This is a genomic window from Paraburkholderia hiiakae, assembly GCF_904848665.1.
Taxonomy (GTDB): Bacteria; Pseudomonadota; Gammaproteobacteria; order Burkholderiales; family Burkholderiaceae; genus Paraburkholderia; species Paraburkholderia hiiakae.
The window spans coordinates 466,242-487,524 of sequence record NZ_CAJHCQ010000001.1 but is presented as its reverse complement, the minus strand read 5'-3'; the positions used below and the strand labels follow the sequence as shown (position 1 = coordinate 487,524).

17 protein-coding genes and 2 pseudogenes are annotated in these 21,283 nt (G+C 65.4%); 6 read left to right on the top strand and 13 right to left on the bottom strand.

Annotated elements, in window-relative coordinates:
* Positions 1-130: 130 nt before the first annotated feature.
* The 3 genes from dnaK to pabB all read left to right on the top strand — a co-directional run bounded on the left by dnaK (position 131) and on the right by pabB (position 5,459).
* A complete protein-coding gene (gene dnaK / locus JMY28_RS02140; RefSeq protein WP_201694178.1) occupies positions 131-2,092 on the top strand; it encodes a molecular chaperone DnaK in 1,962 nt (653 codons plus the stop codon).
* A gap of 282 nt (positions 2,093-2,374) precedes the next feature.
* Positions 2,375-3,508, top strand: a complete 1,134-nt coding sequence (gene dnaJ, locus JMY28_RS02135) for a molecular chaperone DnaJ (protein WP_201694171.1) — start codon at positions 2,375-2,377, stop codon at positions 3,506-3,508.
* Positions 3,509-3,563: 55 nt separating this feature from the next.
* Entirely contained in the window at positions 3,564-5,459 is a 1,896-nt protein-coding gene (pabB, locus tag JMY28_RS02130) for an aminodeoxychorismate synthase component I (protein ID WP_201694169.1), read from the top strand.
* A gap of 82 nt (positions 5,460-5,541) precedes the next feature.
* Here the strand turns inward: pabB and panB are convergent, their stop codons facing one another.
* The 6 genes and pseudogenes from panB to hda all read right to left on the bottom strand — a co-directional run.
* Positions 5,542-6,357 (bottom strand): 3-methyl-2-oxobutanoate hydroxymethyltransferase, encoded by an 816-nt coding sequence (gene panB, locus JMY28_RS02125; protein WP_201694168.1) that lies wholly within the window; start codon positions 6,355-6,357, stop codon positions 5,542-5,544.
* Positions 6,358-6,466: 109 nt separating this feature from the next.
* Positions 6,467-7,165 (bottom strand): deoxynucleoside kinase, encoded by a 699-nt coding sequence (locus JMY28_RS02120; RefSeq protein WP_201694166.1) that lies wholly within the window; start codon positions 7,163-7,165, stop codon positions 6,467-6,469.
* Entirely contained in the window at positions 7,162-7,701 is a 540-nt protein-coding gene (gene folK, locus JMY28_RS02115; protein ID WP_201694164.1) for a 2-amino-4-hydroxy-6-hydroxymethyldihydropteridine diphosphokinase, read from the bottom strand. The genes JMY28_RS02120 and folK overlap by 4 nt, the downstream gene beginning before the upstream one ends.
* 72 nt (positions 7,702-7,773) lie before the next feature.
* Positions 7,774-9,399: a polynucleotide adenylyltransferase PcnB gene (gene pcnB, locus JMY28_RS02110; protein ID WP_201694162.1), complete on the bottom strand. Its 1,626-nt coding sequence runs from the start codon at positions 9,397-9,399 to the stop codon at positions 7,774-7,776.
* On the bottom strand, positions 9,396-10,082 hold the full coding sequence (locus tag JMY28_RS02105; protein WP_201694155.1) for a histidinol-phosphatase: 687 nt from the start codon (positions 10,080-10,082) through the stop codon (positions 9,396-9,398). Before JMY28_RS02105 ends, pcnB begins: the two co-directional genes overlap by 4 nt.
* Before the next feature lie 662 nt (positions 10,083-10,744).
* Positions 10,745-11,446 (bottom strand): annotated as a pseudogene (hda, locus tag JMY28_RS02100) (DnaA regulatory inactivator Hda); the annotation flags it as partial.
* Between the two features lie 296 nt (positions 11,447-11,742).
* Here hda and purM point away from each other — a divergent pair.
* Positions 11,743-12,804, top strand: a complete 1,062-nt coding sequence (gene purM, locus JMY28_RS02095; RefSeq protein WP_201694153.1) for a phosphoribosylformylglycinamidine cyclo-ligase — start codon at positions 11,743-11,745, stop codon at positions 12,802-12,804.
* A gap of 78 nt (positions 12,805-12,882) precedes the next feature.
* Here purM and kynA read toward each other — a convergent pair whose 3' ends face one another.
* Genes kynA through kynB form a run of 3 tightly spaced genes read right to left on the bottom strand, consistent with a single transcriptional unit; the run spans position 12,883 to position 15,775 of the window.
* On the bottom strand, positions 12,883-13,833 hold the full coding sequence (gene kynA / locus JMY28_RS02090) for a tryptophan 2,3-dioxygenase (protein ID WP_201694151.1): 951 nt from the start codon (positions 13,831-13,833) through the stop codon (positions 12,883-12,885).
* 10 nt (positions 13,834-13,843) lie between these two features.
* The gene (kynU, locus tag JMY28_RS02085) at positions 13,844-15,094 is read right to left on the bottom strand and encodes a kynureninase (RefSeq protein ID WP_201694149.1); all 1,251 of its coding nucleotides are present in this window, start codon (positions 15,092-15,094) and stop codon (positions 13,844-13,846) included.
* 51 nt (positions 15,095-15,145) lie between these two features.
* Positions 15,146-15,775: an arylformamidase gene (kynB, locus tag JMY28_RS02080; protein ID WP_201694147.1), complete on the bottom strand. Its 630-nt coding sequence runs from the start codon at positions 15,773-15,775 to the stop codon at positions 15,146-15,148.
* Positions 15,776-15,954: 179 nt separating this feature from the next.
* Here kynB and JMY28_RS02075 point away from each other — a divergent pair, with 179 nt between their 5' ends.
* Positions 15,955-16,461, top strand: a complete 507-nt coding sequence (locus tag JMY28_RS02075; RefSeq protein WP_028202039.1) for an Lrp/AsnC family transcriptional regulator — start codon at positions 15,955-15,957, stop codon at positions 16,459-16,461.
* A gap of 91 nt (positions 16,462-16,552) precedes the next feature.
* On the opposite strand, the gene JMY28_RS02070 is transcribed toward JMY28_RS02075, so the two are convergent.
* Positions 16,553-17,065 carry a flavin reductase family protein gene (locus tag JMY28_RS02070; protein WP_201694138.1) on the bottom strand — a complete coding sequence of 171 codons (513 nt, stop codon included), beginning with the start codon at positions 17,063-17,065 and terminating at the stop codon, positions 16,553-16,555.
* 203 nt (positions 17,066-17,268) lie between these two features.
* Between JMY28_RS02070 and msrA the strand changes: the two genes are divergently transcribed.
* Entirely contained in the window at positions 17,269-17,817 is a 549-nt protein-coding gene (gene msrA / locus JMY28_RS02065) for a peptide-methionine (S)-S-oxide reductase MsrA (RefSeq protein WP_201694136.1), read from the top strand.
* A gap of 56 nt (positions 17,818-17,873) precedes the next feature.
* Here the strand turns inward: msrA and JMY28_RS02060 are convergent.
* The 3 genes and pseudogenes from JMY28_RS02060 to pdxH all read right to left on the bottom strand — a co-directional run bounded on the left by JMY28_RS02060 (position 17,874) and on the right by pdxH (position 21,245).
* A pseudogene (locus JMY28_RS02060) lies at positions 17,874-19,071 on the bottom strand (DUF72 domain-containing protein).
* A 158-nt stretch (positions 19,072-19,229) separates the two neighbouring features.
* Positions 19,230-20,444 (bottom strand): SAM-dependent methyltransferase, encoded by a 1,215-nt coding sequence (locus JMY28_RS02055; protein WP_201694134.1) that lies wholly within the window; start codon positions 20,442-20,444, stop codon positions 19,230-19,232.
* A gap of 159 nt (positions 20,445-20,603) precedes the next feature.
* The gene (gene pdxH, locus JMY28_RS02050) at positions 20,604-21,245 is read right to left on the bottom strand and encodes a pyridoxamine 5'-phosphate oxidase (RefSeq protein ID WP_201694132.1); all 642 of its coding nucleotides are present in this window, start codon (positions 21,243-21,245) and stop codon (positions 20,604-20,606) included.
* Between the last annotated feature and the right edge of the window lie 38 nt (positions 21,246-21,283).

Sequence of the window (21,283 nt, the reverse complement as noted above, 5' to 3'; positions counted from 1 at the left end):
TTGGGCAGCAGTTCCGTATTGAAGTGGACGCCAGCCGCGCACAAGGGAAAACGCGGCACGAGCATGCAGTTACCTGAGCAGCGCGAAAGCGGCGTCCGCACAGCGATCAAAATCTGGAGATTTGACAAAAATGGGCAAAATCATCGGTATCGACCTCGGCACCACCAACTCGTGCGTGGCGCTGATGGAAGGCAATCAGGTCAAGGTGATCGAGAACTCGGAAGGCGCTCGTACGACGCCTTCGATCATCGCCTACATGGACGACAACGAAGTGCTGGTCGGCGCACCGGCCAAGCGCCAGTCGGTCACGAACCCGAGAAACACGCTTTACGCCGTCAAGCGCCTGATCGGCCGCCGCTTCGAAGAGAAAGAAGTGCAGAAGGACATCGGCCTGATGCCCTACAAGATCGTCAAGCACGACAACGGCGACGCCTGGGTCGAAGCGCATGGCTCGAAGCTCGCGCCGTCGCAGGTTTCGGCTGAAGTGCTGCGCAAGATGAAGAAGACCGCTGAAGACTACCTCGGCGAGCCGGTCACGGAAGCCGTGATCACGGTTCCCGCGTACTTCAACGACAGCCAGCGTCAGGCCACCAAGGACGCCGGCCGTATCGCCGGTCTGGAAGTCAAGCGCATCATCAACGAGCCGACGGCAGCCGCACTCGCGTTCGGTCTGGACAAGGCCGAAAAGGGTGACCGCAAGATCGCCGTGTTCGACCTGGGCGGCGGCACGTTCGACATCTCGATCATCGAAATCGCGGATGTGGACGGCGAAATGCAGTTCGAAGTGCTCTCGACCAACGGCGACACGTTCCTCGGCGGCGAAGACTTCGACCAGCGCATCATCGACTACATCATCGGCGAGTTCAAGAAGGAGCAGGGCGTCGACCTCTCGAAGGACGTGCTCGCGCTGCAACGCCTGAAGGAAGCCGCTGAAAAGGCCAAGATCGAACTGTCGTCGGGCCAGCAGACCGAAATCAACCTGCCGTACATCACGGCGGACGCCTCGGGTCCGAAGCACTTGAACCTCAAGATCACGCGCGCCAAGCTGGAAGCGCTGGTCGAAGACCTGATCGAACGCACCATGGAGCCGTGCCGCGTCGCGATCAAGGACGCGGGCGTGAAGGTCAGCGACATCGACGACGTGATTCTCGTCGGCGGCCAGACGCGTATGCCGAAGGTGCAGGAAAAGGTGAAGGAGTTCTTCGGCAAGGACCCGCGCCGTGACGTGAATCCGGACGAAGCCGTGGCCGTTGGCGCCGCGATCCAGGGCCAGGTTCTGTCGGGCGACCGCAAGGACGTGCTGCTCCTCGACGTCACCCCGCTCTCGCTCGGTATCGAGACGCTCGGCGGCGTGATGACGAAGATGATCAACAAGAACACCACGATCCCGACCAAGCACGCTCAGGTGTACTCGACGGCGGACGACAGCCAGTCGGCGGTGACGATCAAGGTGTTCCAGGGCGAGCGCGAAATGGCAGCGGGCAACAAGCTGCTGGGCGAGTTCAACCTCGAAGGCATTCCGCCCGCACCGCGCGGTGTGCCGCAAATCGAAGTGAGCTTCGACATCGACGCGAACGGTATTCTCCACGTGGGCGCGAAGGACAAGGCCACGGGCAAGGAAAACCGCATCACGATCAAGGCGAATTCCGGTCTTTCGGAAGCCGAAATCGAGAAGATGGTGAAGGACGCCGAAGCGAACGCGGAAGAAGATCACCGTCTGCGTGAACTGGCCGACGCACGCAACCAGGGCGACGCGCTGGTTCACAGCACGAAGAAGGCCGTGGCCGAGTACGGCGACAAGATCGACGCCAGCGAGAAGGAAGCGATCGAAGCCGCGCTGAAGGACCTCGAAGAAGCGCTGAAGAGCTCGTCGGCCGACAAGGCGACGATCGAGGCGAAGGTCGAGGCGCTGTCCACCGCTTCGCAGAAGCTCGGCGAAAAGATGTACGCCGACATGCAGGCGCAGCAAGCCGGCGCGGCGGGTGCAGCGGGTGCGGGTGCCGCAGGCGGCGCCGGTGCTGCCGAGCAAGGCGCGCAGAACAACGCCGACGACGTGGTCGACGCCGAGTTCAAGGAAGTCAAGAAGGACTAAGTCGGTTCGTGGCGGTCATGACCGTTCTGCGTGATCAGCGGACGGTCGTGGCGCTACGAAAGCGGCCGCATCGGTTACGATGCGTGTCAGCATTGCAGCGCCTGGCGAGCCATCTGGCTCTCCGGGCACATTTGTTTTATGGAGGCCGTTCTCTTTCAGGGGCCGCCGCGGCGTGAGAATCGCTCGTGCGGATGTTCAAAGGAACGGCAAACGGGTCACGAGATCCAGCATTCAAGAGGAGCCGGCGTGCGCCGTGAAGCGCGAGGCCGGCGTTGAACCGATATGGCGAAACGGGATTACTACGAGGTTCTGGGCGTCGCGAAGAACGCGAGCGACGACGAGATCAAGAAGGCGTATCGCAAGCTCGCGATGAAGTACCACCCCGACCGCAATCCGGACAACAAGGATGCGGAAGAGCATTTCAAGGAGGCCAAAGAGGCCTATGAAATGCTGTCGGACTCGCAAAAGCGCGCGGCTTACGACCAGTACGGCCACGCCGGCGTCGATCCCAACATGGGTGGCGCGGGCGCGCAGGGCTTCGGCGGTTTCGCGGACGCTTTCGGCGACATCTTCGGCGATATCTTCGGCCAGGCCGCGGGCGGCCGCGGCGGCCAGCGCAGCGGCCCGCAGGTGTATCGTGGCGCGGACCTGCGCTACAGCATGGAAATCACGCTGGAGCAGGCGGCGCACGGCTACGAGACGCAAATTCGCGTGCCGGGCTGGAGCGGCTGTGAAGTCTGTCACGGCTCGGGCGCGAAGCCCGGTACCAAGCCCGAAACCTGCCCGACCTGCCATGGTTCGGGTTCGGTGCGGATGTCGCAGGGCTTCTTCAGCATTCAGCAGACCTGCCCGAAGTGCCACGGCACGGGTTCCTACATTCCTGAGCCGTGCACGAACTGTCACGGCGCGGGGAAGGTGAAGGAAACCAAGACGCTCGAAGTGAAGATTCCGGCGGGCATCGACGACGGCATGCGCATCCGCTCGGCCGGCAACGGCGAGCCTGGCATCAACGGCGGCCCGGCGGGCGACCTGTACGTCGAGATTCACATCAAGCAGCACGCGGTGTTCGAGCGCGACGGCGACGACCTCCACTGCCAGATGCCGATTCCGTTCACCACGGCGGCGCTGGGCGGCGAGATCGAAGTGCCGACGCTAGCGGGCCGCGCGAGCTTTACGGTGCCCGAAGGCACGCAGTCGGGCAAGACGTTCCGTCTGCGCGGCAAGGGCATCAAGGGTCTGCGTTCGAGCATCGCCGGCGATCTGTACGTGCATGTCCAGGTGGAAACGCCGATCAAGCTCACCGATCACCAGCGCGAACTGCTCCAGCAATTCGAAAAGTCGCTCGTGGAAGGCGGTTCGCGCCACAGCCCGCAAAGCAAGAGCTGGTTCGACCGCGTGAAGAGCTTCTTCGACTGATGCGCTTTTTCGGCTTCAGCACGCAGTCGCAGGTCAATAGCAGGTAGTTAGCGCAATGGCAGTCAATTCTGGCGGCGCGGTTTTCGCGCTGCTCGACGACGGCGACTCGACGGCGCAGAGCCGCTCGAGCCGCCTCTACACGGGGTTCGTGCGCGAGCTTGCCTGCGAGCGCGCGGCGGATCTCGACGCCGTGTGTTCGCAGGCGAACGCCGAACTGAGCGCGGGATCGGGTGCAGCACTTCATGCGCTCGTGATCGGCGACTACGAGTTCGGGCGCACGCTCGAATTCGCAAAGCGCGACACAGCCTCATCCATCGAAACGCAGCACGGCCACGCCGCGCTGCGTTTTTTATTGTTCGAACGCTGCGAAAAGCTTTCGCGCGAAGAGGCCGACGCATGGCTCGCTGCGCGGGAGGGTAATGAAGCGCCCGCGCCAGCAGGTGTGGCGGGCGTGACAATCGGTGTCGATCGCGAGCGCTTCGAGCAGGACATCGCCGCCGTGCAGGACGCCTTGCGCGCGGGCGATTCGTATCAGATCAACTACACATACCGGCTCGGCTTCGAGGCGTACGGCTCGCCGCTCGCGCTTTACCGCCGCTTGCGCGAGCGTCAGCGTGTGCGTTACGGCGCGCTGATCGCGTTGCCGGGCGACCGCTGGGTGCTGTCGTGCTCGCCGGAGCTATTTGTGGAGAAGCGCGGAAAGACGTTGCGCGCGAAACCAATGAAAGGCACGGCCGCGCGTTTCGCCGATGTGCAGCAAGACGCCGCCGCGGCGCGCTTTCTCGCGAACGATCCCAAGAACCGCGCCGAAAACGTGATGATTGTCGACTTGCTGCGCAACGACCTCTCGCGCGTTGCGCAAACAGGCTCGGTGCGCGTACCGGCGCTCTTCAGCGTCGAGCCCTACGCATCCGTCTGGCAGATGACCTCGACAGTGGAAGCATCGCTACGAGAAGGCACGACATTCGCCGACGCCATGCGCGCGCTCTTTCCGTGCGGGTCGATCACGGGTGCACCCAAGCACCGGACGATGGAGCTGATCGAGGCACTCGAGCATGCGCCGCGCGGGCTGTATACGGGCACGATAGGCTGGCTCGAAGCGCCCTCGGCAGGCGAGACTTGCGGCGACTTTTGCCTTTCAGTCGTGATCCGCACGTTGACACTGGGTGCACCCTCCAAGGGCGCGGCTGCCACGCGGCGCGGCGAAATGGGCGTGGGTGCGGGCATCGTGCTCGACAGCGTGGCCGCCGACGAATACGAGGAGTGCCGCTTGAAAGCCCGCTTTCTGACCGATGCCGATCCGGGCATCGAATGCTTCGAAACGATGTATGCGACGCGTGCTGGCGGTGTGCGCCACGTGGAGCGCCATCTCGCGCGGCTCGCGGCGAGTGCTGCGTGGCTCGGTTTCCCGTGCGACGTCGAAGCCGTGCGTACACGCATTGACGAAACTTGCGCCACGTTTGCAGACGATCACGCGCCACACCGTGTGCGCCTCGCGCTCGGCAAGAGCGGAGCGGCAACGCTCACCAGCGCGCCGCTCGCCGCGCTTGCGCACGATACCGTGGGCGTGCTGCTCGCGCCGGATCACGGCTTTGCACCGGTCGAATCCGCCGACGCGCTATTGCTGCGCAAGACCACGCGCCGCGCCGAATTCGATCGCGCATGGCGCGAGGCCGAAGCGCTGGGCGGCTTTGACATGCTGTTCTTCAACGAGCGCGGCGAGCTGACCGAAGGCGGCCGCTCGAACATCTTCGTGAAGCTCGACGGCAAGTGGTTCACTCCACCGCTCGCATCGGGCGTGCTGCCAGGCGTGATGCGCGGCGTGCTGCTCGACGACGAAGCGTTCGGCGCACAGGAGCGTGTGCTCACGCGCGACGACGTGGTCAACGCCGAAGCCTTGATGCTGACGAACGCGCTGCGCGGCGCGGTGCCAGCGCACATGATTCGATGAAGCGGTCGTAGAACGCACCCCATAAAAAAGCGCGCTCCAGATGGAGCGCGCTTTTTTCATACTGCGAAGCAAAATCGCCGGATCAGAACACGTGCTCGGGTCCCGGGAACGTGCCTTCCTTCACCGCCTGCACATACGCGCGCACAGCCGATTCGATATCGGGCTGGCCCACCATGAAATCCTTCACGAAGCGTGGCCGCTTGCCGGGGAAAATGCCGAGCATGTCGTGCAGCACGAGCACCTGGCCCGAGCAGTCCACGCCCGCGCCAATGCCGATGGTCGGAATGCGCAACTGCTTCGTGACTTCCGCGCCGAGCGCCGCGGGCACGGCCTCGATCACCACGAGTTGAGCGCCCGCGTCCTGCAGCGCCAGCGCGTCGCGAATCATCTGCGTCGCGGCCGCGTCGCTCTTGCCCTGCACCTTGAAGCCGCCGAATGCATGCACCGACTGCGGCGTGAGGCCGATGTGCGCGCACACGGGCACCGCGCGCTCTACCAGCATCTTCACCGTGGGCGCGAGCCATTCGCCGCCCTCGATCTTCACCATCTGCGCGCCGGCGCGCATGAGCTTCACCGAGTTCGCGAACGCGTCTTCGGGCGTGCCGAAGGTGCCGAACGGCAGGTCCGCGATGATCAGCGCCTTGGTTTGCGCACGCGCCACGCACGCCGTGTGATACGCGATGTCGTCGATGGTGACGGGCAGCGTCGTGGTGTGGCCCTGGAGCACGTTGCCGAGCGAGTCGCCGATCAGCACCGTATCGACGCCCGCGCGCTCGCACAGCGCCGAGAAGCTCGCGTCATAGCAGGTCAGCATCGCGATGCGCTCGCCTGCGTCGCGCATGGCCTGGAGTTTGGGCACGGTGACCGCGCTGCGGCTCGTTTCCTGCAGGTAAGTCATGGGGAAATCCGTTGGGAAAGGGAAAAACGGGGAGGGGCTGCGCCGCTCGATCGCGCCGATGAAACGGCCGCTGCTACGGCCGCTTCTACGACCGCTTCTACGACCGCTTCTAGGACGATAGCGACGTGCCCTTGACGAAGGATTCCTTGCGGCCGCGCATCGTCTCGATACGTCCGACGACGAGCGCGAGGTCCGCATCGGAATCGAGCAGATCCAGATGCTCCGCGCCGACGGTGAGCACCGGCGCATGATCGTAATGATAGAAAAAATCGTTGTAGCTGTCGCAGAGCGCATGCAGGAATGCGCTCGAGATAGGCAGCTCGCGCGGGATCGCCCGCTTCTGGATGCGCGCGTAGAGTGCCTCGGGGCTCGCCTGCAAATAGACGACGAGGTCGGGCGCGGGAGCGGACGAGGTCAGACGCGAGGCGAGTGCGCGGTAAAGCAGCAGTTCGTCTTCAGCGAGTGTGAGGCGTGCGAAGAGGTCGTTTCGTTCGGCGAGGAAGTTCGTCACGAGCGGCGCGCTCGTTGTCCGGCGGGCGACCACTTCGCGCGAAAGCTGCTCGCGCTGCAAGGCGATATGCAACTGCGCGGCGAGCGCATGCGACGAAGGCGCCGTGTCGCGATACACGCGTTCCAGAAACGGATTCTCTGCGTTCGATTCGAAGAGCGTTTGCATCGACCAGCGTTCGGCGAGCCGCGTGGCGAGCGTGGTCTTGCCCGCGCCGATCGGCCCTTCGATCACGATGTACTGGAGCGCTGCGGGCCGCGTGGCGCGCGCGCTGACGACGGGCAGGGGTGTCGTGCTCATCGGCAGTTGCTGGAGGGCGGCGTGTCCGGTGCAGGCGTTGTGCCCATGCACTGGCAAAGCGGCTTGACCTTCTCGATGCGCTGGTCGGCCACGGCGCCGAGGAACGCGCTGGCGCGCCCGTGGCCCGGAATCACGAGTTCGGGATCGATCTCGACGAGCGGCACGAGCGCGAACGCGCGGCCCGTCATGCGCGGATGCGGCACGACGAGGTCGGTTTCGTCGATGGCCGCGTCGCCGTAGAGCAGGATGTCGATGTCGAGCGTGCGCGGCGCATTGCGAAAGGGACGCTCCCGGCCGAAGTGATGCTCCACGCGCTGGCACAGCGCGAGCAGCGCGTGAACGTCGAGACTCGTCTCGATCTTCACGACGCAGTTGTAATAGTCGTCGCCGCCCGCGTCGATGGGCGCGGTACGGTACAGACTCGATTTGGCGACGACGGCGAGGGTGTGCTGTTGTGCAAGGCACACCACCGCGTCTTTGAGGGTCTGGCGCGCATCCCCCAGATTCGCACCAATTCCCAGCCAGGCAACCGTCATGGCTTCACTTCCTGCGACTTTTGTTGCTGTTCGACACATGTGCGCCGCGGCTCGCCGCGACGCCGCACGGCGTCAGTCCTCGTGCGGACCGGCGTGGCCGTCATAGTCTGCACTGCTGGCTTCCTGCACGTCACCGTCTGCGCCGTCTTCCGACGCAGCGCCTTCGCCCGTTCTGCGGCTCTTCGCGCCGCCGCGGCGGCGGCGCTTGCGCGGCGAGCGTTCCTTGCCGCCCTGCGTGAGAAGCGCCTCGCGCGCGGCGATGTCGCCGGAAATGAAGTCCGTCCACCATTGGCCGATTTCGGCGTCCAGCTCGCCCGATTCACAGCGCAGCAGGAGGAAATCATACCCCGCTCTAAATCTTTGGTGTTCCAGCAGCTTGAGCGCGCCGCGGCCACGTTTTTCGAGGCGCAGTTGCAGGCCCCAGATCTCGCGCATGTCCGACGAGAAGCGGCGATGGATCGCGAGCTTTTCCGTTTGCGCGTCGATCACGTCGTCCATCGCGCGATGGAGCGCCGGCACCGGGATTTCGCCCGCGGCCGTGTACTGTTGCCAGCGCTGCAGCACGTCGTGCCAAAGCAGCGTGGCGAACAGGAAGCCAGGCGACACCGGCTTGCCCGCGCGCACGCGCGCGTCGGTGTTCGAGAGCGCGAGCGTGATGAAGCGCTCGCCCTGCGGCTGCTCGAGAATCACGTCGAGGAGCGGCAGGAGGCCGTGATGCAGCCCTTCCTTGCGCAACCACCTCAGGCACTCGAGCGCGTGGCCCGAGAGCAGCAGCTTGAGCATTTCGTCGAAAAGACGCGCCGCGGGCACGTTGTTGACGAGGTCCGCGAGCTTCGTGATCGGCTCGCGCGTGTGCTCTTCGATCTCGAAGCCGAGCTTCGCCGCGAAACGCACCACGCGCAGCATGCGTACCGGGTCTTCCCGGTAACGCGTGGCCGGGTCGCCGATCATGCGCAACAGGCGCGCGCGCATGTCGGCCATCCCGTTGTGATAGTCGAGCACCGTTTGCGTGGCCGGGTCGTAGTACATCGCGTTGATCGTGAAGTCGCGGCGCGTGGCGTCTTCGTGCTGCTCGCCCCAGACGTTGTCGCGCAGCACACGGCCGCTCGCATCCACGGCGTGGGTCTTGCGGTCGAGCTCGTCGCGGCGCATGCGCTTCGCGGGCGCCGGAGCGGGCGGTGCATCTGCGGGCGGGGCGTCCACCAGCGCGCGGAACGTCGAAACCTCGATGATTTCCTGGCCGAACTGCACGTGCACGATCTGGAAGCGCCGGCCGATGATGCGCGCGCGGCGGAACAGCTTCTGCACCTGGTCGGGCGTGGCGTCGGTCGCCACGTCGAAGTCCTTGGGCGCGACGCCGAGCAACAGGTCGCGCACCGCGCCGCCCACGATGAACGCCCGGAAGCCCGCTTGCTGCAGGCCTTCGGTCACGCGCACGGCGTTGCGCGAGATGAGCGCGGGATTGATGCCGTGGACGTCGGCGGAAAGGATGACGGGCGTGGCCGGATCGGGCGCGCCTTTGCCACTGCGCGGCTTCGACGTCTTCTGTGCGCTGGCCGGCTTGCGGCGCGCACGGGTGTTGCCGGCGGCCGCGCCTTCATGCGAGGCCGTGCGCGGATCGGCGGCGGGCGCTTCGGTGTCTTGCGCCGCTTCGGCGTCGTCCTGGCCGAACAGCTTGCGGATGAGTTTCTTGATCACTGGGCTTGGAACAAATCGAGAATGCGCCAGCCCGCTTGTTGCGCGTGAGCGCGCAGGGTGTCGTCGGGGTTGGTGGCGATCGGGTCGCTGACTTTTTCGAGCAGCGGGATGTCGTTATGCGAGTCGCTATAGAAGTAGCTGTGCTCGAAGTCCGACAAGTTTTGGCCGAGCGAGGCGAGCCACTGCTCGACGCGCACGATCTTGCCTTCGCGGTAGCTCGGCGTGCCGGTCGGGCGGCCGGTGAAGGCCGATGCCGGATCGCCGTCCACGGTTTCGACTTCGCACGCGATCAGCTTGTCCACGCCGAACGCCTCGGCGATGGGCGCCGTGATGAATTCATTGGTGGCGGTGACCACGCAGCAGAGATCGCCCGCTTCCTTGTGCTTTTTCACGAGCTCGACCGCGCTCGGCAGGATGGTCGGCTTGATCACCTCGTGCATGTACTGGTCGTGCCATGCCTTCAACTGCGCGCGCGAATATTTCGCGAGTGGCGTGAGCATGGCGACGAGGTACGCGTGGATGTCGAGCTTGCCGGCCTTGTAGTCGGCATAGAAGCGGTCGTTCTGCTCGGCAAAGCGCTCGCCGTCGACAATGCCGAGCTTCACCATGAAGCGGCCCCATTCGTGGTCGCTGTCGGTGGGGATCAGGGTGTGATCGAGGTCAAACAGTGCAAGGTTAGCCATGGGCGCTCATTTTACTTGAAGCGGGGGACGCCGTTGCCGCCGCCGGCGGACGGCGTCGGCGCGGCGGGGTCCGCGGGGGATTCGGGTCCGCAAGGCGTGTCGCTCTCGGCAGCCGACTCGCTGTCTTGCGCTTTGGACGGATCGGGCGTTGCCGATGCCGGTGTCTGCGCGTCTGCCGATGCTTCTTTCGGCGCTTCGCCTGCGTTCACGGCACTTGCGGCGGTTCCGTCCGGCGGATCGAGATCGCCGCGCAGCTCGCCGGTCATTTCATTGCTCACGTCGGCTTCGACTTCGCCCTTGAGTTCCGTGCCCAGTTCCTTGTGGACGACGTGACGATATTTGGCCCCTAATTCGCCTTCGACGTTGTCGGTCGGCTTAACGAAGGGCACGGGCGCCGGTGGGCGCGCCTGCAAGGCGGGTGCTTTCGGTGCTTCGTAGGGCTGGGCTTCGTCGGGCTCTGCGGTGGGCAAGGGTGGCGCTATCGGCTCAACGCGCTCGGCGGGTTGCGTTTGCGCCGCGATGTCTTCGCTCGGGGCCGCGTCGCGTTCGTCGCCTTCGTCACCTTCGCCGGCTTCCCCCGCTTCGCCTGCATGCGCCGCTTCGCTCGTTTGCACCGGCTCTTCGGCAGAAAGCGCATCGTCCGTCGCTAGCGTGCTCGCTGCGCTCACCAGATCGCCCACGCCCTTCGCGAGCATCGCGCGCAAGAGAGGCAGCGTCACGGCGCGCTTCTGTTCGAGCGAAAAGCGGTCGAGCGCGTCGAGCAAGCCCATGAGGCTCGGCATGTCGCGCCGGAAGTGCGTGAGCAGGTAGGCGGGCACGTCGTCGGCGAGCGCAATGCCGCGCTCGCGGGCCGCGAGCTTGAGGATCGCAGCCTTGCCTTCGTCGGAGAGCGGTGCAAGGTGGAACACGAGGCCCCAGCCCAGACGCGTGCGCAGGTCCTCGCGCACGGTGAGCCCCATGGGCGGCGCGTTTCCCGTTGCGACGAGCGCGCAGGCGGGGTAGGAGCGCACCTCGTTGAACAGGTTGAAGAGCGCGATCTGCTGCGCGCCCGAGAGCGAATCGCAGTCGTCCACCGCGTAGATCGTCACGCGCGGATCGAACGTGAACGCGGCCAGCGCGCTTTGCGGGCCCAGATAGCGCACGTGCCCCGGCGGCGCTTCATCGGCGAGCGCGTGTAGCAGGTGGCTGCGCCCGTTGCCCGGTTCGCCCCAGACATAGAACGTGCGGTCGGCGATCGGGCCCGCCGTGAGCGCCGCGTCCAGACCGCGCAGGCGCGCGACCAGCTCAGCGTTGGCGCCGATATGGAAGTTGTCGAAGGTCGATGGCGGCGGAGTGCCGAGATCGAGCGTTAACTGTCGCTGCACGGTGTGTCTGGACGGAATCGGTTCTAGTAAAGCGTGCTCTCGCGAGAACTGCGGTGAGAACTGCGGAGATCACTGAGCCGCGAGCGCCGCAGCACGCGGCCGAGGGCGAGCGCGATCCCGGTCCAGATGGCGGCCCGACGCTGGTACGGTGCGAAATGCGGTGTGTTCTGCGGCAAAACTCGGTTTCCGGTTGTGGGGCGCGAGGCGAGGCGCGTTCCAAATCTCGCTCCACCCGCGGCGGCGGGGCGCCGTCAATCGGTTAAAATCGTATTTTACCGACCTTCTGGCGCTTCCCCATGAATCAACCGAAATCCGGCCCCGCTAATCAGGAACAAGGCCTCTCCTACGCCGACGCTGGCGTCGACATGGTCGCGGGCGACGCGCTCGTCGATCGCATCAAGCCGTTTGCGAAGAAGACCCTGCGCGAAGGCGTGATGGGCGGCATCGGCGGATTCGGCGCGCTCTTCGAAGTGCCGAAGAAGTACAAGGAACCCGTGCTGGTTTCGGGCACCGACGGTGTGGGCACCAAGCTGCGCCTCGCCTTTCATCTGAACAAACACGACACGGTCGGCCAGGATCTCGTCGCGATGAGCGTGAACGACATTCTCGTGCAGGGCGCCGAGCCGCTGTTCTTCCTCGACTACTTCGCGTGCGGCAAGCTGGACGTCGATACGGCGGCCACGGTCGTGAAGGGCATCGCACAAGGCTGCGAGCTGTCGGGCTGCGCGCTGATCGGCGGTGAAACGGCCGAAATGCCGGGCATGTACCCCGACGGCGAATACGACCTGGCCGGTTTCGCGGTGGGCGCGGTCGAAAAGAGCAAGATCATCGACGGCAGCACGATCGCCCCGGGCGACGTGGTGCTGGGTCTCGCTTCGAGCGGCATCCACTCGAACGGCTTCTCGCTCGTGCGCAAGATCATCGAGCGCGCCCAGCCGGACCTCGCTGCCGACTTCGACGGCCGCTCGCTGGCGGACGCCCTGATGGCGCCCACGCGCATCTACGTGAAGCCGTTGCTCAAGCTGATGGAAACCATCACCGTGAAGGGCATGGCGCACATTACGGGCGGCGGCCTCGTCGAGAACATTCCGCGCGTACTGCGCGAAGGTCTCACGGCTGAACTGAATCACGCGGCATGGCCGCTGCCGCCGCTCTTCACGTGGCTGCAAAAGCACGGCGGCGTGGCCGATGCGGAAATGCACCGCGTGTTCAACTGCGGCATCGGCATGGCCGTGGTCGTGGCGGCGGATCAAGCCGATGCGGCGGCTTCCCTGCTGGCCGCTGCGGGCGAGCAGGTGTGGAAGATCGGCGTGGTGCGCGAAAGCAAGGAAGGCGAAGCGCAGACCGTGGTGGTCTAAGCCTGGCGCGTTCCGGCGCAAAAAAATGCCCGCCATCGATTGGCGGGCATTTTTCTTTTTGGGCTGCGCGAAAACGCGTTACAGCACCGTGCGCACGTGCCAAAGCTCGGGGAACAGCACGACGTCGAGCATCTTGCGCAGATACGGCGCGCCGTTCGTGCCGCCCGTGCCCTGCTTGAAGCCGATGATGCGCTCGACCGTCGTCACGTGGCGAAAGCGCCATTGGCGGAACGCGTCTTCGAGATCGACGAGCTCTTCGGCCATCTCGTACAAATCCCAGTACTCCGAAGGATTGCGATACACCTCTAGCCACGCTGCTTCGACCGTGGCGTCGTGTTCGGTCGGCAGGGACCAGTCGCGGCTCAGGCGCTCGGGCGCGATCGCAAAGCCGCGCCGCGCGAGCAGGCGAATCACTTCGTCGTAGAACGAGGGCGCTTCGAGCGTCGCTTTCACCTGCTCGAAAATCTCGCCCCGATGCTCGTGCGGCTTGAGCATCTGCACGTTCTTGTTGCCGAGCAGGAATTCGATCTGCCGGTACTGGTACGACTGGAAGCCCGACGACGCGCCGAGATACGGTCGCATGGCCGTGTACTCGGAAGGCGTGAGCGTCGAGAGGACGCTCCACGCCTGCACGAGCTGCTCCATGATGCGCGAGACGCGCGCGAGCTGCTTGAACGCGGGCGGCAGCGCATCGCGGTGCACGTTGGCGAGCGCCGCGCGCAACTCGTAGAGCGCGAGCTTCATCCACAGCTCGCTCGTTTGATGCTGCACGATGAACAGCATTTCGTTGTGGTCGGGCGAGAGCGGATGCTGCGCACCCAGCACGGCGTCGAGCGCGAGGTAGTCGCCGTAGCTCATCGACTTCGAGAAGTCGAGCTGTGCGTCGTGCCACCCTTCGCCTTGCGCCGCTTGTTCGGGCGCTTGCGCCGTCGGCGCGACTGCGCCGTGTCCGAACGGGCACCCGCCGCGTGCGGCGCCGGTGGCTTCATCCGGGTCGGGCATGCCCGGGACTTGCATGTGATCGTTCATCTGCCGTTCCTCAGGTCACCGCGCCGCGTTCGGCAAATTCGGGCTTACGCCAGGACTCTGTCGCGAGCACGTCGCGCAGCGTTTCCACGGCGTCCCACACGTCGACGTAACGCAGATACAGCGGCGTGAAGCCGAAGCGCAGCACGCGCGGCTCGCGATAGTCGCCGATCACGCCGCGCGCGATCAACGCCTGCATCACCTCATAGCCGTGCGGATGCTCGAAGCTCACGTGCGAGCCGCGCTCCGCATGAGCGCGCGGCGTGACGAGCGTGAGGCCGTATTCCTTGCAGCGCGTCTCAACCAGTTCGATGAAGAGATCCGTGAGCGCGAGCGATTTGCGGCGGATCGCCTGCATGTCGGTTTGCAGGAACACGTCGAGACCGCATTCGACGAGCGCAATCGAGATGATCGGCTGCGTGCCGCAGAGGTAGCGGGCGATGCCGTCGTCGGGGCGGTACTCGGGGTTCATCTCGAACGGCTTCTTGTGCCCCCACCAGCCTGAAAGCGGCTGCGAGAACGCGCTCTGGTGGCGCTTGGGCACCCACACGAAGCCAGGCGAGCCGGGTCCGCCGTTGAGGTACTTGTAGGTGCAACCCACGGCGTAGTCGGCGTTCGCGCCGTTCAGGTCGACCGGCACGGCGCCCGCCGAATGTGCGAGATCCCACAGCGCGAGCGCGCCCTGCGCGTGAATATGCTCGGTGAGCGCGCGCATGTCGTGCATCTCGCCCGTGCGGTAGTTCACGTGCGTGATCATCGCCACAGCTACGTCATCGCGGATCGCCGCGGGCAGTTCGGCAGGATCGTCGACGAGTCGCAGTTCATAGCCGCGGTCGAGCTGCTCGATGAGCCCTTGCGCGATGTACAGGTCGCTCGGAAAGTTCGAGCGTTCCGAGACGATCACGCGGCGCTTCGGGTCGCGCGCGTTCTGCACGCGCAGCGCGGCGGAAAGCGCCTTGAAGAGATTGATCGAGATGGTGTCGGTGACGACGACTTCGTCGTCGGCCGCGCCGATCAGCTTCGCGAGCTTGTTACCGAGACGCTTGGGCATGGCGAACCAGCCCGCCGTGTTCCAGCTGCGGATGAGGCCTTCGCCCCATTCGCCGCCGATCACGGCCTGCGCGCGCGCAGCCGAGGCCGAGGGTGGCACGCCGAGCGAGTTGCCGTCGAGATAGATGGTGCCGGCCGCGAGCGTGAATTGCTCGCGCAGGGCGGCGAGCGGATCGGCGCGATCGGCTGCCAGGGCTTCGTTGCGGTCGTTCATGTCTACGTTTCGTTAGGTGGCGGATTGAGCGGGGATTGAGTGGATGGCGGCTTAAGGCAACTCGCGCAGCACGGCGCGCACGGGGCTTGCGTCGAGCGTCGAGAACTTCAGCGGCAGCGCGATGAGTTCGTAGTCGCCGGGCGCCACGGCGTCGAGCACGACGCCTTCGAGGATCGCCATGCCATGCGCGCGGATGCGGTGATGTGCGTCCATCGTCTTCGATTCCTGCGGGTCGAGCGAGGGCGTGTCGATGCCAATCAGACGCACGCCGCGCGCGGCGAGCAGATCGATCGTTTCCGGCGCGACGGCGCAAAACTTGCTGTCCCAGTGGTCCTGCGGTGCGTGCGCGTAGGTGCGCAGTAGCACGCGCGGCGGGATGCCGGGCAACGCGCCTTCCACGTGTTCGGGCAGCACGAGCGGCGCGGCGCCCACGCAATGAATCACGCGGCACGCGCCGATATACGTGTCGAGCGGTACTTCGCCGATCGGCGCGCCTTCGGCGTCGTAGTGCAACGGAGCGTCGGTGTGCGCGCCGGTGTGCGGCGAAAGCGTCACGCGCGCAACGTTGACCGGCGAGCCCGCCTCCATGCGCCAGACGCGCTCGACGCTCACGGGCGTATCGCCGGGCCAGACGGGCGTTTCGGGGTGAATCTGCGGGGAAATGTCTCTAATCTGTGTCATGTCAGCGGCGTCCTGTCTCCTGTCAGCCGCACTTCGCGCTTTCGCGCTTAGTGCGACCCCATGCAAGGCTGATGCTTCGAATGATAGGCAACTCCCCACGAAATGTGCTTGCGAAAAAAACGCCGCAAACTTCGGTTGTTGGCACATAATTTGTCTCAAGACGGGAATGGAGACCAAATATGAACGCAATCTCGCTTGATGCTACCGATTGCCGTATTCTCGCCGTGCTGCAGAACGAGGGGCGGATCAGCAATCTCGACCTCGCGGAGCGCATTTCGCTCTCGCCATCGGCATGCCTGCGCCGTTTGCGGCTGCTGGAGGAGCAGGGCGTGGTGGAGCGTTACCGCGCGAGCCTGAACCGGGAGATTCTCGGCTTCGAGATGGAGGCTTTCGTGCAGGTGTCGATGCGCAACGACCAGGAGAGCTGGCACGAGCGTTTCGTCACGGCGCTGCGCGACTGGCCGGAGGTGGTGGGGGCGTATGTGGTGACGGGCGAGACGCACTACCTGCTGCGCGTGCTCGCGCACAACCTCAAGCACTACTCGGACTTCGTGCTCAACAAGCTGTACAAGGCGCCGGGCGTGATGGACATCCGCTCGAACATCGTGCTCACGACGCTCAAGGTGGAAGTGGGTGTGCCCGTGGACCTGATCGCGCAGCGCGAGCCCAAGAGCGCGCCGGCATAAACGACAAGGCGACGACAAGGCGACGACCAGGCGGCGACCAGGCGGCGACCAGGCGGCGACCAGGCGGCGACAGGGCGCGCGCCGCGCCCTGTCAGAGCGACTGGAGCTGGTGGAACGCGCCGCCGTGGAACACGAGCGGCGAAGCGTCTGTGCCATCCTCGCGCACGCCGCAGCGTTCCACTTCCCCGACGAAAATCACGTGGTCGCCTTCGTCGTAGCGGCTGCGGTTGTGGCACTCGAACCACGCGATTGCGCCATCCAGCACGGGCATGCCGCTGTCGCCGGCTGCGTGCGAGACGCCCTCGAAACGGTCGCCCTTCACGGTCGCAAAGCGCTTGCACAGGTCGAGCTGCGACGCGGCGAGCACATTGATCACATAATGGCTGTTCGAGCGAAACACGGGCATGGAGGCCGAGCGCGTGGCGAGGCTCCACAGCACGAGCGGCGGATTGAGCGAGACCGAGTTGAACGAGCTGGCCGTGATGCCGACGAGCGTGCCGTCGGGCGCGCGCGTCGTGATGACGGTCACGCCGGTGGCGAACTGGCCAAGCGCGCGGCGAAATGCGCCGTCGTCGAAGTTGGGCGGGTTGGCGCGGCGGGTCATCGGTGCAGGCCTTCACGGGCCGCGCGCGCGGCGGTGGGAGCGGAAATCGGGATCAACGTTATGTGGAAATTCGGCGAATTGCCACAATTTTAGCGGAAGCGGCGGATGGCGGGTCGCGCAGGACACCGTGCGTTGTGTCCGAGGTGAGGTCCGCAAGTATGTCCGTCGTGATGTCCGCAGTCACGATCAAAGGAGCGAACAGTATGAGTCAGACAGTCGAAACGGCCACCCTGGGCGGCGGATGCTTCTGGTGCCTGGAGGCGGTGTATCTGCGCGTGGATGGCGTGAGTGCGGTGGAGTCGGGCTACGCGGGCGGCCACGCGGCGAACCCGAGCTACGAGCAGGTCTGCGACGGCGACACCGGCCACGCTGAGGTCGTGAAGGTGGAGTTTGACCCCGCGACGATCAGCTATCGCGAGATTCTCGACATCTTCTTCGCGATTCACGATCCCACGCAGCTGAATCGTCAGGGCAACGATGTAGGCACGCAGTACCGCTCGGTGATCTTCACGCACTCCGAGGCGCAGCGCGAAACGGCCGAGCAGGCGATTCGCGAACTGGCCGCCGAAGGCGTGTACGACGGCAAGATCGTCACCCAGGTGCTGCCGCTCGACGGCAACTATTTCCCCGCCGAGGCGTATCACCAGAACTACTTCGCGCAACACCCGAACCAGGGCTATTGCTCGTTCGTGGTCGCGCCGAAGGTCGCGAAGTTCCGCCAGAAGTTCGCGCACCGGCTCAAGCCCGAGTAAGCACCACACGGCGCGCGGGCGGTTTCGATGCCCGGGTTTTGATCCTGGTTCGCGCCTCAGTCTTCGTTTTGTTCCGCTTCTTGCACGCCGGGCGATGTTTCGTCCGGTGTCGCGCCGCCCGCGGCCTCCAGTGCCATTTCCCCGCGTAAGCGTTCCATCTCGTCCGCAATCGCCCGCGCGAGCTTCGCGCACGTGAGCGGCGCCGATCCCTCAGCCTTGTTATTCGTCGTGATCAGCACGGGCTGGCCCGCCATCGCGTAGCGCGCGGCCAGTTCCGCGAGCGTGACGCGCGTGTGCGGGTCTTCGTCCACCAGCTTGTCGAACGGCTCGTAGCGCGTCTTCGCCTGCTCGTACTTGAAGCCGCTGTGCAGGCTCCAACGCACGATCAGCGGGCCGGCTGGGGCTTCGCCGTCCATCAGCGCGAGCGCGGCGGCCTGGCGCAGCGGGTCCGGCATGCGCGCGTGCAGGCCCACGCAGTAGCGCACGCCCGCGGCGCGCAGCGTGCGCACGAAGCGCGGCGTGAGCAGGATCGCGTCGCGGATCTCGATGGCGTAGCACGGGCCGTCGCCGACTGCGCTGGATTCGGTCGAATTGGGCAGTGGCGGCAGCGCGGCGAGGAAGGCGGTAAGCCGTTCGACGAACGCCGCCGGGTCGGCCAGCAGTTGATCGGGCAGCGGCGGGAACTGGAACACGAGCGCGCCTGCCTTGCTGCCGAGGCCCGCGAGGCACGGCTCGACGAATTCGCGCGCGGCCAGCTCCGCGTTGAGAAAGCGGATGCGCGCCATAGGCCGAGAGGCCGTCGCGGGCGAGCTTCGACTGGCTGTAGTCCTCGCCGTAGACAATGCCGCGCCAGCCGGGAAACGACCACGACGAGGTGCCGAGCCGCACGCTCGCGGGCAGCGCGGCGGCGACGTCGAGCGTGTCTTGCGTGGCCACGGCGGGCAGCACGCCACGGCCGCGGCGCTTCGGGGCGTCGGTGCTGGGCGCAGGCTTCTTCGGAGGTTTAGGGCGCGGCTCGTCTTCGTCGCGCTGTTCCACTTCGGCGTCGTCGTCGTGCGTGGCGCGAGCGGGGCGCTGGGTCGCGGATTTCGTCGGCGGCTTCGTAGGCGGCATGGCCTCCGGCGCCGCGAAGCCGAACAGGTCGGGCTGCGGCTCGGTGCGGGCTTCGGCTTTCGGCGCGTTTTGGCGTGCGGCGGGGCGCGCGGCCGGGTTGGCGTTCCGGGGGCCGACATCGTTGGCCGACCCGAGCGTCATATCGCCAAACAGGTCGTGGCCGTCGTCGCGTTCGTTCATGCAGTGGCGTCGCGCAGTGGCGTCGTGATGGCGGTCGTGGGGCGAAGCCGCCTGAGCCGGGCGCAACTGCGCGAACAGTTGATTCGCTGGCGGCGCGGCGAACCGCGCCGCCGCCTGCGTCAGAGCGGCTTCTCGTACATATACCGGCGCGACCACGGCAGCGTTGTCGCGCTGCGGCCGGCCTTGCGGCAGACGATCTGGAAGATCGACACGTCGTCGTGCTCGAACGCGTACGCGCAACCCGCCAGATAAACGCGCCAGATGCGGAACTTCTCGTCGTCGACGAGCTGTTTCGCTTCCTCGGCGCGCGCCTCGAAATTCTCCGCCCACAAATCGAGCGTGTGCGCATAGTGACGGCGCAGGCTTTCCACGTCAACCGCTTCGAGGCCGCCGCGCTGCGCCGCTTCGAGCGCGAGACCGATGTGCGGCAGCTCGCCGTCGGGGAACACGTAGCGGTCGATGAATTCGCCGCCGCCTAGCGCCGTTTCGCCCGATTCGGCGTCCGACGAAGTGATGCCGTGGTTCATGGCGACGCCGTCGTCGGCGAGCAGGTCGTGGACCTTGCGGAAATAGCCCGGCAGATTTTTGCGCCCGACGTGTTCGAACATCCCCACGCTCGTGATGCGGTCGAACTGGCCTTGTATGTCGCGATAATCCTGCAGCCGGATCTCAATGCGATCCTCGAGGCCCGCGGCCTTCACACGTGCGGTGGCGAGATCGAACTGGTTCTGCGAGAGCGTCACGCCCACGCAACGCGCGCCGAACTTCTGCGCCGCGCGCAGCACGAGCGCGCCCCATCCGCAGCCGATATCGAGCAGCGTCTGACCTTCCCGCACCTGGATCTTGGTGAGGATGTGGTCGATTTTCTTGAGCTGGGCGGTGGCGAGGTCTTCATCGCCGTTTTCGAAGTAGGCGCACGAATAGACCATGTTCTCGTCGAGCCAAAGCTTGTAGAACTCGTTCGAGACGTCGTAGTGGTAGTGGATGGCCTCTTTGTCCGTGGATTTCGAATGCGTGAAATAGCGGCGCACGCGCGCGAGCTTGCTGGCGCTCGTGACGGTGTTGCGCGCGAGCAAATAGCTGATGTTGATAATGTCGGCGAGCTTGCCTTCTATGTCGATCTTGCCCTTCACGTAGGCCTCGCCGAGATTGTCGAGGCTCGGCGTGAGCAGAAGCGGTAGCGCCGACGCGCTATTGACCTTGAGCGTGACCTGAGGCGCGGCGAAGTGGCCGAAGTCGTATTGCTGCCCACTCCAGAGCACGAGGCGGGCAGGCAGGTCGGCCTTGCTGCGCACTTCTTCTACCCACTGTGCGAGTTTTTTCTCCCAGAACATGCGTTTCTCTCCATGTCAGATGAACGATTGAAGCCCAATGACAAAAGCGAATTGCGATGCTTGATTTATGGCGACAGCGAGGGACTCAACAACGTAAAACTATAGCGGTGAGACGAAAACAAGGTGGGCGCGGCGTCAGTGCACGCCGCGCGCATGCGATCAGGGCGCGAGACGCTCGATCTTCCACGCGGCACTCGCGCTGTCACGCGCGTAGCGGATGCGGTCGTGCAGTCGCGACGGCCGGCCTTGCCAGAACTCGATGGCCTCCGGCACGAGCCGGTAGCCGCCCCAGTGCGGCGGGCGCGGCGGCGCTTCGCCATACTGCGCGGCGATTTCGCGCTCGCGTGCTTCGAGCGTCTCGCGGTTCGCGATCACGGTGCTCTGCTCCGAAGCCCACGCGCCAATGCGCGAGCCGAGCGGGCGCGAGTTGAAGTAGGCGTCGCTTTCCTCGGCGCTCGTGAGTTCGACCTTGCCTTCGATGCGTACCTGACGCTCCAGCTCGATCCAGTGAAAGAGCAGCGCCGCGTGCGGATTCGCGCTCAGTTCGCGGCCCTTGCGGCTTTCGTAGTTCGTGAAGAACACGAAGCCGCGTTCGTCCACGCCCTTGATGAGCAGGATGCGCGCAGCGGGGCGGCCTTGTGCGTCGACGCTTGCGACCGTCATGGCGTTGGGCTCGGGCAGCTTCGCGTCGAGCGCCTGGGCGAACCAGGTCTGGAACTGGCGGATCGGATCGGGATCGACGTCGGCGGCGTCGAGCGAGCCGAGCGAGTAGGTCTTGCGGAGATCGGCGAGGGATGTCATCTTTTATGCAGACGCTTCAATGCGGACAAGTATATCGG